This window comes from Antarctobacter sp. (genome assembly GCF_034670325.1).
GTDB lineage: Bacteria > Pseudomonadota > Alphaproteobacteria > Rhodobacterales > Rhodobacteraceae > Antarctobacter.
On the sequence record NZ_JAXMNR010000002.1, the window covers coordinates 360,086 to 374,397 of the forward strand.

The 14,312-nt window shown below is 61.6% G+C and carries 16 protein-coding genes and 1 tRNA gene; 16 read left to right on the forward strand and 1 reads right to left on the reverse strand.

Annotated features, from left to right (window positions below; translation table 11 throughout):
- The first annotated feature begins 15 nt into the window (after positions 1 to 15).
- The 10 genes from VOI21_RS06890 (at position 16) to VOI21_RS06935 (ending at position 10,765) form a co-directional block, all read left to right on the forward strand.
- Entirely contained in the window at positions 16 to 840 is an 825-nt protein-coding gene (locus VOI21_RS06890; protein ID WP_323769051.1) for an urea amidolyase associated protein UAAP1, read from the forward strand.
- Between the two features lie 12 nt (positions 841 to 852).
- On the forward strand, positions 853 to 1,479 hold the full coding sequence (locus VOI21_RS06895) for an urea amidolyase associated protein UAAP2 (RefSeq protein ID WP_323769052.1): 627 nt from the start codon (positions 853 to 855) through the stop codon (positions 1,477 to 1,479).
- 2 nt (positions 1,480 to 1,481) lie between these two features.
- Entirely contained in the window at positions 1,482 to 3,296 is a 1,815-nt protein-coding gene (gene atzF, locus VOI21_RS06900; RefSeq protein WP_323769053.1) for an allophanate hydrolase, read from the forward strand.
- A gap of 756 nt (positions 3,297 to 4,052) precedes the next feature.
- Positions 4,053 to 4,520 carry a GNAT family N-acetyltransferase gene (locus VOI21_RS06905; RefSeq protein WP_323769054.1) on the forward strand — a complete coding sequence of 156 codons (468 nt, stop codon included), beginning with the start codon at positions 4,053 to 4,055 and terminating at the stop codon, positions 4,518 to 4,520.
- Positions 4,517 to 5,566, forward strand: coding sequence for a dipeptidase (locus VOI21_RS06910; RefSeq protein WP_323769055.1), 1,050 nt, complete (start codon positions 4,517 to 4,519; stop codon positions 5,564 to 5,566). The genes VOI21_RS06905 and VOI21_RS06910 overlap by 4 nt, the downstream gene beginning before the upstream one ends.
- Before the next feature lie 21 nt (positions 5,567 to 5,587).
- The gene (locus VOI21_RS06915; RefSeq protein ID WP_323769056.1) at positions 5,588 to 7,183 is read left to right on the forward strand and encodes an ABC transporter substrate-binding protein; all 1,596 of its coding nucleotides are present in this window, start codon (positions 5,588 to 5,590) and stop codon (positions 7,181 to 7,183) included.
- Positions 7,184 to 8,242 (forward strand): ABC transporter permease, encoded by a 1,059-nt coding sequence (locus tag VOI21_RS06920; RefSeq protein ID WP_416358961.1) that lies wholly within the window; start codon positions 7,184 to 7,186, stop codon positions 8,240 to 8,242.
- On the forward strand, positions 8,239 to 9,153 hold the full coding sequence (locus VOI21_RS06925; RefSeq protein WP_323769057.1) for an ABC transporter permease: 915 nt from the start codon (positions 8,239 to 8,241) through the stop codon (positions 9,151 to 9,153). Before VOI21_RS06920 ends, VOI21_RS06925 begins: the two co-directional genes overlap by 4 nt.
- A complete protein-coding gene (locus tag VOI21_RS06930) occupies positions 9,150 to 10,016 on the forward strand; it encodes an ABC transporter ATP-binding protein (protein WP_323769058.1) in 867 nt (288 codons plus the stop codon). Before VOI21_RS06925 ends, VOI21_RS06930 begins: the two co-directional genes overlap by 4 nt.
- Entirely contained in the window at positions 10,013 to 10,765 is a 753-nt protein-coding gene (locus VOI21_RS06935; RefSeq protein ID WP_323769059.1) for an ABC transporter ATP-binding protein, read from the forward strand. Before VOI21_RS06930 ends, VOI21_RS06935 begins: the two co-directional genes overlap by 4 nt.
- Positions 10,766 to 11,254: 489 nt before the next feature.
- Here the strand turns inward: VOI21_RS06935 and VOI21_RS06940 are convergent.
- Positions 11,255 to 11,338, reverse strand: a tRNA-Leu gene (locus VOI21_RS06940).
- A gap of 112 nt (positions 11,339 to 11,450) precedes the next feature.
- On the opposite strand from VOI21_RS06940, the gene VOI21_RS06945 reads away from it, so the two are divergent.
- The 6 genes from VOI21_RS06945 (at position 11,451) to VOI21_RS06970 (ending at position 14,233) form a co-directional block, all read left to right on the forward strand.
- Positions 11,451 to 12,029, forward strand: coding sequence for a YqaA family protein (locus tag VOI21_RS06945; RefSeq protein ID WP_323769060.1), 579 nt, complete (start codon positions 11,451 to 11,453; stop codon positions 12,027 to 12,029).
- A 14-nt stretch (positions 12,030 to 12,043) separates the two neighbouring features.
- Entirely contained in the window at positions 12,044 to 12,502 is a 459-nt protein-coding gene (locus tag VOI21_RS06950) for a disulfide bond formation protein B (protein WP_323769061.1), read from the forward strand.
- 158 nt (positions 12,503 to 12,660) lie between these two features.
- Positions 12,661 to 12,918 (forward strand): PepSY domain-containing protein, encoded by a 258-nt coding sequence (locus VOI21_RS06955; protein WP_323769062.1) that lies wholly within the window; start codon positions 12,661 to 12,663, stop codon positions 12,916 to 12,918.
- 58 nt (positions 12,919 to 12,976) lie between these two features.
- The gene (locus tag VOI21_RS06960; protein WP_323769063.1) at positions 12,977 to 13,516 is read left to right on the forward strand and encodes a cytochrome b/b6 domain-containing protein; all 540 of its coding nucleotides are present in this window, start codon (positions 12,977 to 12,979) and stop codon (positions 13,514 to 13,516) included.
- On the forward strand, positions 13,513 to 14,019 hold the full coding sequence (locus VOI21_RS06965; protein ID WP_323769064.1) for a helix-turn-helix transcriptional regulator: 507 nt from the start codon (positions 13,513 to 13,515) through the stop codon (positions 14,017 to 14,019). Before VOI21_RS06960 ends, VOI21_RS06965 begins: the two co-directional genes overlap by 4 nt.
- A gap of 70 nt (positions 14,020 to 14,089) precedes the next feature.
- A complete protein-coding gene (locus tag VOI21_RS06970) occupies positions 14,090 to 14,233 on the forward strand; it encodes a glyceraldehyde-3-phosphate dehydrogenase (protein WP_323769065.1) in 144 nt (47 codons plus the stop codon).
- The last annotated feature ends 79 nt before the right edge of the window (positions 14,234 to 14,312 follow it).

The window sequence follows — 14,312 nt, forward strand, 5'->3', positions numbered from 1 at the left end:
CTAGGAGGCCCCGCCATGACCCCGCGCAGCACACCGACCCAAGGCGAAACGCCTCAGGAACGATACGAAAGGCTCAAGGCCGAAGGCAACGGCCACCGCAGTGACTTTGCCGCAAGGCAGGCGTCGGCCCGCAACCAGCACGCGCCCTCAATCGACGCGTCATCGGTGATCTTCGACGATGTCGTACCGGCCAAGGGATATTGGCACGGTCGGCTGAAGCGCGGCGACGGTTTGCGGCTGGTGGCGGCCACGTCGACCGGTGTCGCGGCCTCTTTCTGGCGCAGCGATGAAACGTCGGAACGGTTCAACCCCGGCGACACGATCAAGGTTCAATGGACCAGCGAGATCACCACCGGACGCGTTCTCCTATCCGACATGGGGCGGGCGATGGTCTCAATCACGCACGACGACTTCGGCCGTTCCGACTGTCTGGCCGGTGTGTCCCAGCCCGGTCCCGCCGATGGCCCCGACTGGCAGAGCGGACGGGCACATTTCCTGCGCGCCGCGCTGAAAAATGGCCTGACCAAGCGTGATGTCGGCCCCTGCATCAGCTTTTTTGCGCCGGTAGCCGTGGCTGCCGGGGGCAAGTTGACCTGGCAGGATCAACCCTGCAGCGGCCCGTTCACCGTGGATCTTCGTGCCGAAATGGACCTGATCGTGGCGCTGTCGAATTCGGCACATCCGATGTCGCCGGATCGTGACCCCCTGCCCCTGACCGTGACCCAGTTTCGCGCGCCACCGGCGGCCGAGGATGACCTGGCCCGCACCGGCACTGTCGAGGCCCGCCGCGCCTTTGAAAACACCGACGCCCTGTTCGGTGATCGCAAACGTTTGTCTTAAGGAGCCCGTCCGATGCTCGACGCCCCCAATCACGCCGACAATCATCATATCCCCGCCAATGTCGGCTGGTCCGCGATCATCCGCAAAGGCCAGATGATGCGCGTCATCGACCTTGAAGGCCAACAAGCCGTGGATACCCTGTTCTACAGCGCCGCCGACACCTCGGAACGCTACTCGGCTCAGGACACGGTGCTGGCACAGCGGTCCCCCTATATCACCGAAGGCTCGGTGCTGCTCTCGAACGAGGGCCGCCCGATGATGACGGTCGTGCGCGACACGGTCGGGGCGCATGACACCTCTGCCGGGGCCTGTTCCTGCGAGGCCAACACCGTGCGGTTCGGCCATGAGGTCCGCCACCTGCATGCCTGCCGCGACAACTTTGTCACCGAGGCCGCGAAATGGGGCATGGACAAGCGCGACATCGTCGCCAACGTCAACTTCTTCATGAACGTCCCGATCGAGACCAATGGCGCGCTGGCGATTTCCGACGGGTTGTCGGCCCCCGGCAATTCGCTGGACCTGCGGGCCGAAATGGACGTGATCTGCCTGATTTCGAACTGTCCGCAGATCAACAACCCCTGCAACGGGTTCAACCCAACCCCCGTCAACGTCCTGATCTGGACCCCGAAGGAGGCTTGACAATGGATCTGCGCCTTTCCGAACTCGCCCGCCGTTATGCTGATGGGGAAACCGTCGCTGAGGTCATGTCACAGGTGCTTGCAGCCTGTGACAGCTACGGCGACCCTGCGGTTTTCATCAAACGTGTTGACCGCGAAACCGTTCTGGCCCGCGCGGCACAGCTCGACGCCATCGCACCCGCCGACCGTGGCGCCTTGCACGGCGTTCCCTTTGCGGTGAAGGACAACATCGATGTTGCAGGTTTGCCGACGACCATGGGCATGGCCACCGAGCGCCCGGCGGCAGAGCGCACGGCCACTGCGGTGCAACGTGTGCTGGATCAGGGGGCGGTCCTGATCGGCAAGACCAACCTGGACCAGTTCGCAACCGGGCTTGTCGGAGTGCGATCCCCCTATGGCGCGCCGCATTCTGTGTTTGATGAGACGATGATCTCGGGCGGCTCCAGTTCGGGATCCGGCGTTGCGGTCGCGGCGCATCTGGTCAGCTTTTCCTATGGCACGGATACCGCCGGATCGGGCCGGGTGCCCGCGGCGTTCAACAACATCGTGGGGATTAAACCGACCAAGGGGTTGATCCCCACGACAGGCGTTTTCCCCGCCAACAAGAGCCAGGATTGCCTGTCTGTCTTCGCGCTCAGCGTCTGTGACGGCGACACAGTCCGCCGCATTGTCGAAGGGGTGGACGGACTCGACCCCTATGCCCGCCCTGCTACGCCCGTGGGCTGGGGACGGAAAGACCTGCGGATCGGTGTGCCTAGTGCCGCCTCCCTAGAATTTTTTGGCGACACAGATGCAGCCGACAACTACGCCGCGGCCTGCACCGCCCTGACCAAGGCAGGCTACCAGCTGGTGCCGTTCGATTTCGATCCCTTCGCCGCCACCGCGCGGCTACTCTACGAATCCGCTTGGGTGGCCGAGCGGACCCATGCCATGACGCCTTGGCTAAACGCCTCTCCCGATCCGCTGCATCCGATCACCCGCAAGATCGTCGAGGACGGCCTGCAATACAGCGCGGTCGACACCTTTGACGCGATCTACAAGGCCGCCGAGGCAAAGGTTGCGCTTGATGTGATCTGGAGCGACATCGACGTGATGATGGTTCCGACCACCCCGTCCTTCTACTCGCTGGCAGAGCTGGAGGCGGAACCGATCCTGCTCAACAAGCAATTGGGCTACTATACCAATTGCGTCAACCTGCTGGACTATGCCGCGATTGCCGTCCCCGCCGGGTTCCGCGCTGGCGGGTTGCCCGCCGGTTTGACGCTTGTCGCGCCAGCCTTCACCGACGGTGCCCTTGCCCGGCTTGGCGGACAGATGCACAGGCTTCTGTCCCCGACAACGGGGCGCGACTGTCTTGCGGTGACGGCGCTGGACGTCCCGAATATGGAGGATGAGCGATACATCGACCTTGCGGTCGTCGGCGCGCATCTGACTGGGATGCCGCTGAACCACCAGTTGACGGACCAAGGGGGCGTTCTACTGGAAACTGTGAAGACATCCTCGGAATACCGGCTCTATGCCCTTTCTGGCACGACACCGCCCAAACCGGGCCTTGTCCGCGATCCGGAAAACAAGGGGGCGGAAATCGCGCTGGAGATCTGGCGGCTTCCCGAAGACACCCTTGGCAGCTTTCTGAAGCTCATCCCGGCACCGCTTGGCCTTGGGACGATCCAACTGTCGGACGGTCGTCAGGTGAAGGGGTTCATCTGCGAAAGCCGCGCGATGGGGCAGGCCGATGATATTACTGAATACGGTGGATGGAAGGCTTATCTGTCTGCAAAGCAAGAACCTCCAGAGCGCGGAGACGTGATGGCCTGACGGGAGACGAGTCCTCGCGGGCTCTTTTAAACAAATTTCGCGCTGGATTCATCTCGTGAATCCAGCGTGGTAGCTTGTGTGGATGAGCAGACCGCCCCTGGGGCCGTGGCATTGGTCCGTCCCGGGACAGCGGACCCTCGGCGTTCGGCCGATTTGTGCATCAGAGCCTCGGGATGCCCACAAAGCCTCAAGGACAGAAAACGGGCTACAAAATATGTGGTGACCTGATTCTTCCGCGATTACAATTGGTTCGGGTGACCTAAGAACGTTCCGCGCGGGCTCCAAGTAGACTTCAGCCTGCTTTGGCCACTGCCGCTTTGTGAAACGGCTGGTGGAAAGGGTGCTGATCGCGTGTTTTCCGGGCAATTCGTGAGCATGGGTAGCGGCTGGCGTAGGTGCCGCGACAAACGCGGTCGATGCCCAGTCCGCAGGACGCTAATACGGGCCCGCCAGAAGCCCCCCTATGTCTATGAGGGTCGCTACAGGCGCTGGACGATGTCACATTCGCGCCGGGCTCTCTCGCCACTCATGATTATCAAGACCTCATCGGCTCCCAGCGCAGCGATGCCTCAGGGGAGCAGTCATATCATCCGATCCTTCACCCAAACTTTGCCCTGAAACGACGGATCAAGCGCAGGCGATTCATAACCGACGCACATACCGGCTACAGGCCAAAATCCATGTTTCCCCACTGGACCTTCGTTCGAATCAGGCGCACGTGTTGCTTATTCCGGCGTATTCGCCAAGGGTTGGCGAATGACCCACAGCCGACTCTCTATCCGACTCGCCCGACAGGGTGACCTGTCCGCGCTTATCGCGCTCTATGCCGACGACGACATTGGCAAGACACGAGACGTTGCCAGACCCGATCCCGCCTATCAGAGCGCGTTCGACGCCATTGAAGCAGACCCTAACCACTTGCTCGTTGTTGGCGAGGTGGATGGCGAAATCGCGGCAACATTGCTGCTGTCGTTCATCCCCGGCCTGTCCCGGCACGGCGCGTGGCGCGCGCAGATCGAGGCGATGCGCGTGGCCCGGACACTGCGCGGTCATGGGATGGGCAACGAACTGCTCGACTGGGCTATAGAGGAAGCGCGGAACAGAGGATGCTCATTGGTGCAACTGACCTCTGACCGCCGCCGCACAGAGGCCCATCGTTTCTACGAACGCGCCGGATTCGAGGCCACGCATTTCGGTTTTAAACTGTCATTGGAGACAACATGACCAAATTCCCGGTCTTTGACGGACATAACGATCTGGTTCTGCGCCTGCTGCGGGGCGATGTAACCGCAGAGCAAGTGGCGGAGGGCCTGTCCGACGGTCATATCGACAAGCCGCGCGCGCAAAGTGGCGGCTTTGGCGGCGGGATGTTTGCGATTTTCGTACCCAGCCCCGGCAACAAGGCCGTGCGGCACGAAGAGATGACAAAGGCCACCTATGACATCCCCCTGCCAGAGATCGTGTCTGAGGAAGAGGCGCTAGACTGGACCGAACGCGGGTTCACGGCATTGGAGGATCTAGAGGCAACAGGTGCCGTGCGCCTCTGCCGGACAGCCGCCGAGGTCGAGACCGCCCTGCCCGCCCCGGAAATGGCCGCCGTGATGCATATCGAGGGCGCCGAGGCGGTGGATCGCGAATTCGAGCGCCTGCACACCTGGCACGCACGCGGATTGCGCTCGCTTGGCCCGGTCTGGAGCCGGGACACGGTCTGGGGCCATGGCGTACCGTTCCGCTATCCGTCTGATCCGGACATCGGACCCGGACTGACCGAGGCGGGCAAGGCGCTGATCCGGGAATGTAACCAACTGAAGATACTGGTGGATCTCTCCCACCTGAACGCCAAGGGCGTCGAGGATGTCGCCCGGATCAGTGATGCGCCGCTTGTGGCGACCCATTCCAACGCCTGGGCGGTTTGTCCGCATTCGCGCAACCTGACCGACCGACAGCTGGACATGATCCGCGACAGTGATGGAATGGTGGGCATCAATTTTGCCAGCGCCTTTCTGCGGCCCGACGGGCGCATGGATGCTGAGTTTGAGCTTGACATCATGCTGCAACATTTTGACCATCTGGTCCAAAGGCTGGGTGAGGATCGCGTTGGCTTGGGATCGGATTTTGACGGGGCTCTGGTTCCCGCCCCGATCAAAGACTGCGCGGGCCTGCCCAACCTTATCGAGGCACTGCGATCTCATGGTGTGGATGACGGCCTGATGGCCAAGGTTACGCATGGGAACTGGCTGCGCGTCCTGCGAAAAACGTGGGGCGTTTGATAACAAACAGGGAGTTAAACAATGAAAAAGTCATTTGTAGCAGCGGTGGTGACCGCGATGCTGTCAGCGGGCGTTGCCGCGCCGGTCATGGCAGAAACGCCGCCGAACATGCTGGTGATCGCCAACCGGATCGACGACATCAAAACCTTTGACCCGGCTGAAAGCTTTGAGTTCGCGGGCGCGGACGTCAGCCGGAACGTCTACAACAAGCTGGTGAATTTCGATCCGCTGGACCTTGATGCCGGGTATCAGCCCGATCTGGCCGAAAGCTGGACAATTTCCGACGACGGCAAGACCATCACCTTTACCATGGCCGACGGGAATGTGTTTGCCTCGGGCAATCCGGTAACCGCCAAGGATGCAGAGTTCTCGCTGCGTCGTGCGGTGCTGCTGAACAAGACACCGGCGTTTATCCTGACGCAGTTCGGCTTTACCGCCGAGAACGTGGAACAGACCATCGTCGCGCCGGATGACAAGACGTTGGTGCTGACGCTGGACAAGCCCTACGCCGTGTCCTTTGTCCTGAACTGCCTGACCGCCACCATCGGCGGGATCGTCGACATGAAGACCGCGATGGCCAATGAGGTCGACGGCGACATGGGCAACGGCTGGCTGCGCACCAACACCGCCGGTTCCGGCCCCTACAAGGTTGTCTCCTGGAAGCCGAATGAAAGCGTCCTGATGGACCTGAACCCGAACTACAACGGCGCAAAGCCCGCGATGGAACGGGTGATCGTCCAGCACATTCAGGAAAGCGCGACCCAACGCCTGCAGCTGGAACGCGGCGACATCGACGTGGCGCGCAACCTGTCACCCGAGGATGTGGCCGGTCTGGAAAAGATCGACAGTGTCAAGATCGTAGACGAACTGCGCGGGCGCCTGATGTATTTCTCGGCCAACCAGAAAAACGCGATGCTGTCCGACCCCAAGGTGATCGAGGCACTGAAGCTGGCCACCGACTACGAGGGCATGTCGGGTTCTTTCCTCAAGGGGCAGTACACCGTTCATCAGGCGTTCCTGCCGCTGACGTTCCTCGGCGCGCTGGAGACCAAGCCGTTCTCCTATGACATCGAGGCCGCCAAGGCAGCGCTGGCGGAATCCGGCTACCCCGACTGCGGACCGATCAAGATTTCTGTCCGCGACGCACAGGAACGTCTGGATATCGCGCAGTCGTTGCAAAACACATGGGGGATGCTGGGCTGCGATATCGAACTGATCGTCGGCACCGGCGCGCAGACGCTGGATCGCTACCGTGCGCGCGAGCATGACATCTACCTTGGCGCATGGGGCCCGGATTATCCGGACCCGAACACCAACGCAGGTACCTTTGCGTTCAATCCCGACAACTCAGACGCTGCGGGTGCCACCGGTCTTCTGGCATGGCGCAACGCGTGGGGTATCCCGGAAATGAGCGAACAGACCCTTGCCGCGGTGGTCGAGAACGATACCGACAAACGGCGTGACATGTATCTGTCCCTGCAGGCGGAACATCAAAAGGTCAGCCCCTTTGGCGTGATGTTCCAGCAGATCGAACAGAACGGCATGGGCGCCAGCGTCGAGAACTTTGTCGCCGGTGGCGCGACGACGGCGGTCTCTTACTGGGTCATCACAAAGTAAATGACCGATACCCAAGCTCGTGGCGAAGGACGGCAGATGCCGTCCTTCCCTCCGTGGCTGAGAAAGACGCTTGCCACTGTTGCGACCGTGGCAGCGACAATCCTCGGCCTTCTCTTCGTGACGTTCATGATCGGCCGGGTGATGCCGATCGACCCGGTGCTCGCCGTGATCGGCGAACGGGCGACACAGGAACAATACGACCAGACCTTTATCGATCTCGGGCTTGATCAGCCGTTGCTGGTGCAATTCGGGATCTACGTGAACGACATCCTGCATGGCGACTTTGGCAAGTCAATCCGCACGGGCCAAGAGGTCACGACCGACATCGCACGGGTGTTTCCCGCGACGCTGGAACTGGCAACGCTGGGCACCATCTTTGGCGTGGTTCTGGGCGTGCCTCTGGGGGTGTTGGCCGCTGTCCGGCGTGGCAGCTGGATCGACCAACTGGCGCGCTTTGTCGGGCTGATCGGCTACTCCATGCCCATCTTCTGGCTGGGCCTTGTCGGACTGCTCGTGTTCTACGGCATCCTCGGTTGGGTCGCGGGTCCCGGACGGTTAGGCATTTTCTATCAGGGGATCGTCGAGCCGATCACCGGCATGTTGCTGGTGGACAGCGCACTGCGCGGCGAATGGACAGTCTTCAAGGATGCCTTTTCGCACATCATCCTGCCCGCCTCATTGCTGGGCTACTACAGCCTTGCCTACATCAGCCGGATGACGCGGTCCTTCATGCTGGAACAGCTGGGGACGGAATACGTCACCACTGCACGGGTCAAGGGCCTGAGCGAATGGCAAGTGGTCTGGGGCCACGCGTTCCGGAATATCCGAATCCAGCTGATAACCGTGATTGCACTGGCCTATGCCAACCTGCTGGAAGGATCCGTGCTGACAGAGATCATCTTTGCCTGGCCCGGTCTGGGGCAATACATCACGACCTCGCTGCTGGCCAACGACATGAACTCTGTCCTTGGCGGCACCATCGTGATCGGCACCATTTTCGTGGGGATCAACATCTTTTCCGACCTGCTCTACCGCTTCTTCGATCCGAGGTCCAAATGACCAACACACAAGGACTGCGCAGCTGGCTGCTGTCAGAAGAGCCAAGCTCGCGCCGACAGGCCCGGTTTGCCTCATGGTACAAGGGCTGGCTGACGTTTCGATCGAACACTCTGGCGATGTTTGGATTGGCCGTTCTGGCGTTCCTGATCTTGGCGGCGGTCTTTGCACCGCTGCTGGCCAGCCATGATCCGTTTGCACAGGATCTGGGGCAACGCCTGCTTGCGCCGGGTGATAACGGGCATCTCCTTGGCACTGACAGTTTGGGGCGGGATCTGTACTCGCGGCTGTTATACGGCGCGCGTATCTCGATCTATATCGTGCTGCTGGTGGTTATGGTCGCCCCGCTTGTCGGGCTGATCGTCGGCACCGTCTCCGGCTATGCCGGGGGCTGGGTGGACGTGTTGCTGATGCGGGTCACCGATATCTTTCTCGCGTTTCCGCGGCTCATTCTGGCGCTGGCCTTTGTGGCGGCGCTGGGGGCGGGCATTGAAAACGCCGTGCTGGCGATCTCGCTGACCGCGTGGCCACCCTATGCGCGGATCGCGCGGGCAGAAACGCTGACTATCCGCAACTCGGACTACATTCACGCAATCCGCCTGCAAGGAGCCGGACCGCTGCGCATCGTCACGCGCCACATCTGGCCGCTGTGCATCTCGTCGCTGGTGATCCGGGTGACGCTGGACATGGCGGGCATCATCCTTACGGCGGCGGGTCTGGGCTTTCTGGGCCTTGGCGCGCAACCGCCCAGCCCGGAATGGGGCGCGATGATCTCTGAAGGGCGCAAGTACATCCTCGACTACTGGTGGGTTGCCACTATCCCCGGCATCGCGATCTTTGCGATCAGCCTTGCCTTCAACCTACTGGGCGATGGGCTGCGCGACGTGTTGGACCCCAAGGAAGGCGACGCATGACCGATCAAACCCCTCTTCTGGATGTCGAGAACCTTTGGGTCCGGTTCCGCACCCGGTCAGGTATCTTTGACGCGGTGCGCGGAATTTCCTTTACCCTGGGCCGTGAGCGTCTGGGCATTGTCGGTGAAAGCGGATCGGGCAAGTCGATGACGGGCCGGGCCGTGCTGCGCCTGATCCGCCCCCCCGGAATGATCGAAGCCGACAAGCTGGAGATACACGGCGAGGACATTTTGTCGGTCTCCGAAAAGCGGATGCGGAAACTGCGTGGCGGGCGCGTGTCGATGGTCATGCAGGACCCCAAGTTCTCGCTGAACCCGGTGATGAGTGTGGGCCAGCAACTGGTCGAGGCATTGCGCGCCCATGACCCCATGTCGCGCAGCGAAGCCCGCAAACGCGCCATCGAGGTGCTGGATGAGGTCGCCATCCGCGAACCCGAACGGGTCTTTGACCTCTATCCCCATGAGGTATCCGGCGGCATGGGCCAGCGCATCATGATCGCCATGATGCTGCTGCCGAACCCCGAAATCCTCATCGCGGATGAACCAACCTCGGCGCTGGATGTCTCGGTGCAATTGCAGGTTCTGGATATCATGGACAAGCTGGTGCGCGACCGGGGTATGGGGTTGATGTTCATCAGCCATGACCTGAACCTTGTCGCCAAGTTCTGTGACCGCATTGCCATCATGTACGCCGGTCGCATCGTCGAGACCTGCAGGGCCAGCGAGTTGCGAAACGCGAAACACCCCTACACGCTGGGCCTGCTGAATTCTGTTCCCGATCTGGAACATCCCCGCGACCGGCTGGAGGTGCTGCAACGCGACCCGGCATGGCGTGAGGCCCCATCCGTGAGTGCCCGCCAATGAGCGCCATCGACATCCGCAATCTCGACGTCTGGTTCGGCTCTGGCGCAGAGCGATCCATGGCCGTCAAGGAGGTCAGTTTTCAGGTGGCCGACGGCGAAAGCTTTGGCCTTGTGGGCGAAAGCGGCTCTGGCAAATCGACGATCCTGCGGGCCATCGCCGGACTGGTGCCAACATGGTCCGGGGACATGACCGTCGACGGAGAGGCCCTTGGCGTGCGCCGCAGCAAGGCGTTTTACCGCAAGGTTCAGATGGTTTTTCAGGACCCCTACGCCTCGCTGCATCCGCGTCAGACGGTTGACCGCGTCCTGTCAGAGGCGATGGGCCTGCACGGCGTTCAGGACATCGACAAACGTATCGGGCGACTGCTGGACGACGTGGGACTTGGGGCGGGGTTTCGCTTTCGCTATCCGCACCAATTGTCAGGGGGGCAACGGCAGCGTGTCGCCATTGCCCGCGCCTTGGCCTGTGATCCGTCGATCCTGCTGCTGGATGAGCCCACCTCCGCGCTGGATGTCTCGGTGCAGGCCGAAATCCTGAACCTGCTGACGGACCTGCGCCACGAACATAAGTTGACCTATGTGATGGTGTCGCATGATTTGGGTGTGGTGGGGCATCTTTGCGAACGCATCGGGGTGATGAAAGAAGGCCGCTTTGTCGAGGTGCTGGCCGTCGATGAGATGCGGAGGCTTGAGGCCAAGGACCCCTACACCCGGCACCTGCTGGAAAGTTCGATCAATTCGGTCCGCTAAGCTCCCCCGAGTGTTGTCCTCAATACTCGGGGGAACGTCCCTAACAGGATATCGGTCTAAAGTGGCGGGGCCGCGCCGACATGGGCTCCGCCAGAAGGCAGCTCTAGGATTGGGGACCGCCCGGGTCTTGTTGCGCAGAGGTCGGAACGGATTAATCCCGCGCATTTTGCTGGGCCGATAAGCTTCCCCAACAAACCGCTGAAGCCGCGTTACACCCCTAAATCTGCCCGATTTGGGACCAATAGGCGTCGTGTTTTGGTGAGCCTCCGCCTGCCCGCAAGGATGCAACAAGCAACGACCACCGGCGCAACACGTGGCTGATTTTCGGTCATGTAACGTGGTGTTGAAGATCCTTCGGCTTGCGCGCGCTGAATCAATAAACACCGACCTTCGCGACTCAAACAGGCGGCAGTATTGACCTTCGCGGTAAACGGCGCTCGCCTTTCTCCGAGAGAAAGCTGAGGCGTCCCAAATAGATAGCCTGAAATATGGTGCCCAAGGTGGGAATCGAACCCACACGCCTTGCGGCGGGGGATTTTGAATCCCCTGCGTCTACCGTTCCGCCACTTGGGCCCAGAACCGGTATGTATCGCCGTCGCCGCGCCTCGTAAAGGGGGGATATCACGCGCTTGACGCCCCGTCCGGCCCATGCTCTGAGGTCCGCGACCGCCAAACGGAGTGCCACATGCTGCGCCGCCTATATGACTGGACCATGGCCCAGGCCGAAAGCCCCTATGCTCTTTGGGTTCTGGCCGGGGTCGCCTTTATCGAAAGCTCGGTTTTTCCGATTCCACCGGACGTGCTGATGATCCCGATGGTGCTGGCCGCGCCGCGCCGGGCATGGCTGATCGCGCTGGTGGCGACGGTCTCTTCGGTCGTGGGCGGGATGTTCGGCTATGGCATCGGCTATTTCTTCTACGAAAGCCTGGGACAGCCGATCCTCGAAAGCCTTGGAAAGGCCGACAAGATGGCCGACTTCAACGCCAAGTTCAACGATGTCGGGTTCTGGGCGGTGCTGATCGCCGGGGTGACCCCCTTCCCCTACAAGGTCATCACCATCATGTCGGGCTGGACGGCGATGCCGCTGGGCACCTTCATCATCACCTCCATCGTGGCGCGCAGCCTGCGGTTTTTCGTGGTTGCGGGCCTGTTGCGATTCTTCGGCACGCCGGTTCGCGCGTTTATCGAGAAATACCTTGGCCTAGTCTTTACTGCCTTCGTGATCCTGCTTGTTGGCGGGTTTGTCCTGCTCAAGTACATCTGACACCGGAGACCACCATGACCCGCCGCACCTATACCTTGCTTGCGCTTGCCGGTTCCGCCGGGTTGCTGCTGGGCGCGCTCTACTTCCAGTATTTCCGCGGTTTGCCACCCTGCCAGTTGTGCTACTGGCAACGCTACGGCCATTTCGGCGCGCTGGGGTTCGGGGCCATTGCCCTGCTGATCCCCTCGCGCATCCTGCTGGGTCTGGGCGCGCTGGCGGCGCTATCCAGTTCACTGGTCGGTGTCTTCCACAGCGGGGTGGAACGCAAATGGTGGGACGGGTTGAAAAGCTGCACCGCGCCCTCGATCGAGGGGCTGACACCGGCCGAGGCGCTGGAGGCCATCATGAACGCTCCGATGGTGCCCTGCGACCAGATCCCGTGGGAGTTGTTCGGTCTGTCGATGGCCAATTACAATGTCTTTGCCTCGGCCGCGATTGCGGGCCTGTTCGTTCTGGCCGCTAAAGCGCGCTAAGGCGAGGGCCCTTGGCGTATCGGCTTGCCAAACCGGCCTAAACCAAAGTCATAAACGACCCGCCCCCCTGCTTTCGGCCAATACCGCATTGGTCCGACCGGGCGCATCTCCTGACCACGGCCCGCAATTCCGCGGGACGCCGCAACAGGAGAGTCTTCATGACCCGTACCCTTATCGCCGCCGCCCTTGTCGGACTGATCGCCCTGCCCGCCGCCGCCTCGGACGGCGCATACGGAAAGATCGACAAAGCGCGCAAGGCCGAGATCACCAAACTGCTGACAGAGCAGGGCTATGACGTGCGCCGGATCGACACCGAAGACGGATTGATCGAGGTCTACGCCCTCAAGGACGGACAGAGGTTGGAACTCTACCTTGACGCCGAGCTGAACATCACCCGCACCAAGACCGACAAGTGACCCGCGCTGCACCGGACCTCGGCGGCCCGGGGTCCGGTGCGCCTTCAGGAGACCCGACATGACCGATCACCGAATCTGGGACCCGCTGTTGCGCCTGTTTCACTGGAGCCTCGCAGTCCTTTTCTTTGCCAATGCCGCCCTCACCGACCCCGAAGGCACCCCCCATGAATGGGTCGGCTACGCCATCGGCGGGCTGATCACCCTGCGCCTGATCTGGGGGATGGTTGGCCCGCGCGCCGCCCGCTTTGCTAGCTTTGCGCCCACCGCTGACAGTCTCACCGGGCAGTTGACCGACATGGCATCGGGCCGAAAATCCGCCCACCTTGGCCATTCGCCGCTGGGCGCGTTGATGATTTTCAACCTGCTGGCCACCCTCTCCGGGATTGTCGCGACGGGCTACATGATGACCACAACCGCCTACTGGGGCGTCGAATGGGTGGAGGAGACACATGAGGTACTGGTCACATGGGCCGAAATCTCGGTCGTGGCCCATATCATCGCGGTGTTCTGGGAAAGCCGACGCAGCGGGATCAACCTGCCCCGCGCCATGGTGACAGGTGTCAAACGCGTGCCCGACACGGTACGACTGGAGCCATGACCGGCAAGACGCCCCTGCCCCTTGTGTTCCTGATCGCCGCGCAGAGCGCCTGCGCGGCCTTTTTCCTGCTGGATGTGCTGAGCGACGGGATAGACCTTGGCTGGCCGCCGTTCACCCATTGGCATTTCATGGTCGAGAGCATCGCCGCCCTCGGGCTGATCGCGGCGGTCGTGTTCGAAAGCCGCGTTTTGATGACCTTACTGCGCCGCGAGGCTCATCTGAAGCAGCAGTTGGGCCTCGCCGCCGGGGCCTTTCATGAAATCGTCGCCCAACATTTCGAGACGTGGCATCTGACGCCCTCGGAACAGGACGTGGCCATGCTGACGCTCAAGGGTCTCGCCATCCCCGAGATCGCCCAGCTGCGCGGCAATGCTGACGGCACGGTCAAGGCCCATCTCAGCGCCATCTACCGCAAGGCCGAGGTCAGCGGGCGCGGCGCCTTTCTTGCACTCTTCATAGAGGAACTCATGGCGGCGCCCTCACAGGACATCAAAGTAACATAGCCCGGCGTGACATGGCCCGCGCGCTCTGGCATGACTGGACGCGAAGACCCGCAGCAAAGGCCCACGCGTCATGACCAACCGGCTTGCCATTATCATCGGGCTTCTTCTTGTGGGCGCGATTGTCGCGGACGCATCCCTGAATGATGGCGGCAACCTGCTGTTTCTCGGGCGAAAGTTCTTTGTCCTGATCGACTGGCTGGCCTTCTGGCGCTAAGCTTGCAGGGGTCACCCGGGTTGACTTTGCAACGCTCAGGTGATTGTTAGCGTTAACAAAGCTTATTTCATCCGTATCT

Excerpts from the sequence above, each read along its gene's own strand:
- VOI21_RS06920 (WP_416358961.1), top strand. The coding sequence starts at position 7,184 with ATGACCGATACCCAAGCTCGTGGCGAAGGACGGCAGATGCCGTCCTTC.
- VOI21_RS06965 (WP_323769064.1), top strand. The coding sequence starts at position 13,513 with ATGACCGGCAAGACGCCCCTGCCCCTTGTGTTCCTGATCGCCGCGCAG.
- VOI21_RS06905 (WP_323769054.1), top strand. The coding sequence starts at position 4,053 with ATGACCCACAGCCGACTCTCTATCCGACTCGCCCGACAGGGTGACCTG.
- VOI21_RS06910 (WP_323769055.1), top strand. The coding sequence starts at position 4,517 with ATGACCAAATTCCCGGTCTTTGACGGACATAACGATCTGGTTCTGCGC.
- VOI21_RS06895 (WP_323769052.1), top strand. The coding sequence starts at position 853 with ATGCTCGACGCCCCCAATCACGCCGACAATCATCATATCCCCGCCAAT.
- VOI21_RS06890 (WP_323769051.1), top strand. The coding sequence starts at position 16 with ATGACCCCGCGCAGCACACCGACCCAAGGCGAAACGCCTCAGGAACGA.
- VOI21_RS06970 (WP_323769065.1), top strand. The coding sequence starts at position 14,090 with ATGACCAACCGGCTTGCCATTATCATCGGGCTTCTTCTTGTGGGCGCG.
- atzF (WP_323769053.1), top strand. The coding sequence starts at position 1,482 with ATGGATCTGCGCCTTTCCGAACTCGCCCGCCGTTATGCTGATGGGGAA.
- VOI21_RS06945 (WP_323769060.1), top strand. The coding sequence starts at position 11,451 with ATGCTGCGCCGCCTATATGACTGGACCATGGCCCAGGCCGAAAGCCCC.
- VOI21_RS06930 (WP_323769058.1), top strand. The coding sequence starts at position 9,150 with ATGACCGATCAAACCCCTCTTCTGGATGTCGAGAACCTTTGGGTCCGG.
- VOI21_RS06950 (WP_323769061.1), top strand. The coding sequence starts at position 12,044 with ATGACCCGCCGCACCTATACCTTGCTTGCGCTTGCCGGTTCCGCCGGG.
- VOI21_RS06955 (WP_323769062.1), top strand. The coding sequence starts at position 12,661 with ATGACCCGTACCCTTATCGCCGCCGCCCTTGTCGGACTGATCGCCCTG.
- VOI21_RS06960 (WP_323769063.1), top strand. The coding sequence starts at position 12,977 with ATGACCGATCACCGAATCTGGGACCCGCTGTTGCGCCTGTTTCACTGG.
- VOI21_RS06915 (WP_323769056.1), top strand. The coding sequence starts at position 5,588 with ATGAAAAAGTCATTTGTAGCAGCGGTGGTGACCGCGATGCTGTCAGCG.
- VOI21_RS06925 (WP_323769057.1), top strand. The coding sequence starts at position 8,239 with ATGACCAACACACAAGGACTGCGCAGCTGGCTGCTGTCAGAAGAGCCA.
- VOI21_RS06935 (WP_323769059.1), top strand. The coding sequence starts at position 10,013 with ATGAGCGCCATCGACATCCGCAATCTCGACGTCTGGTTCGGCTCTGGC.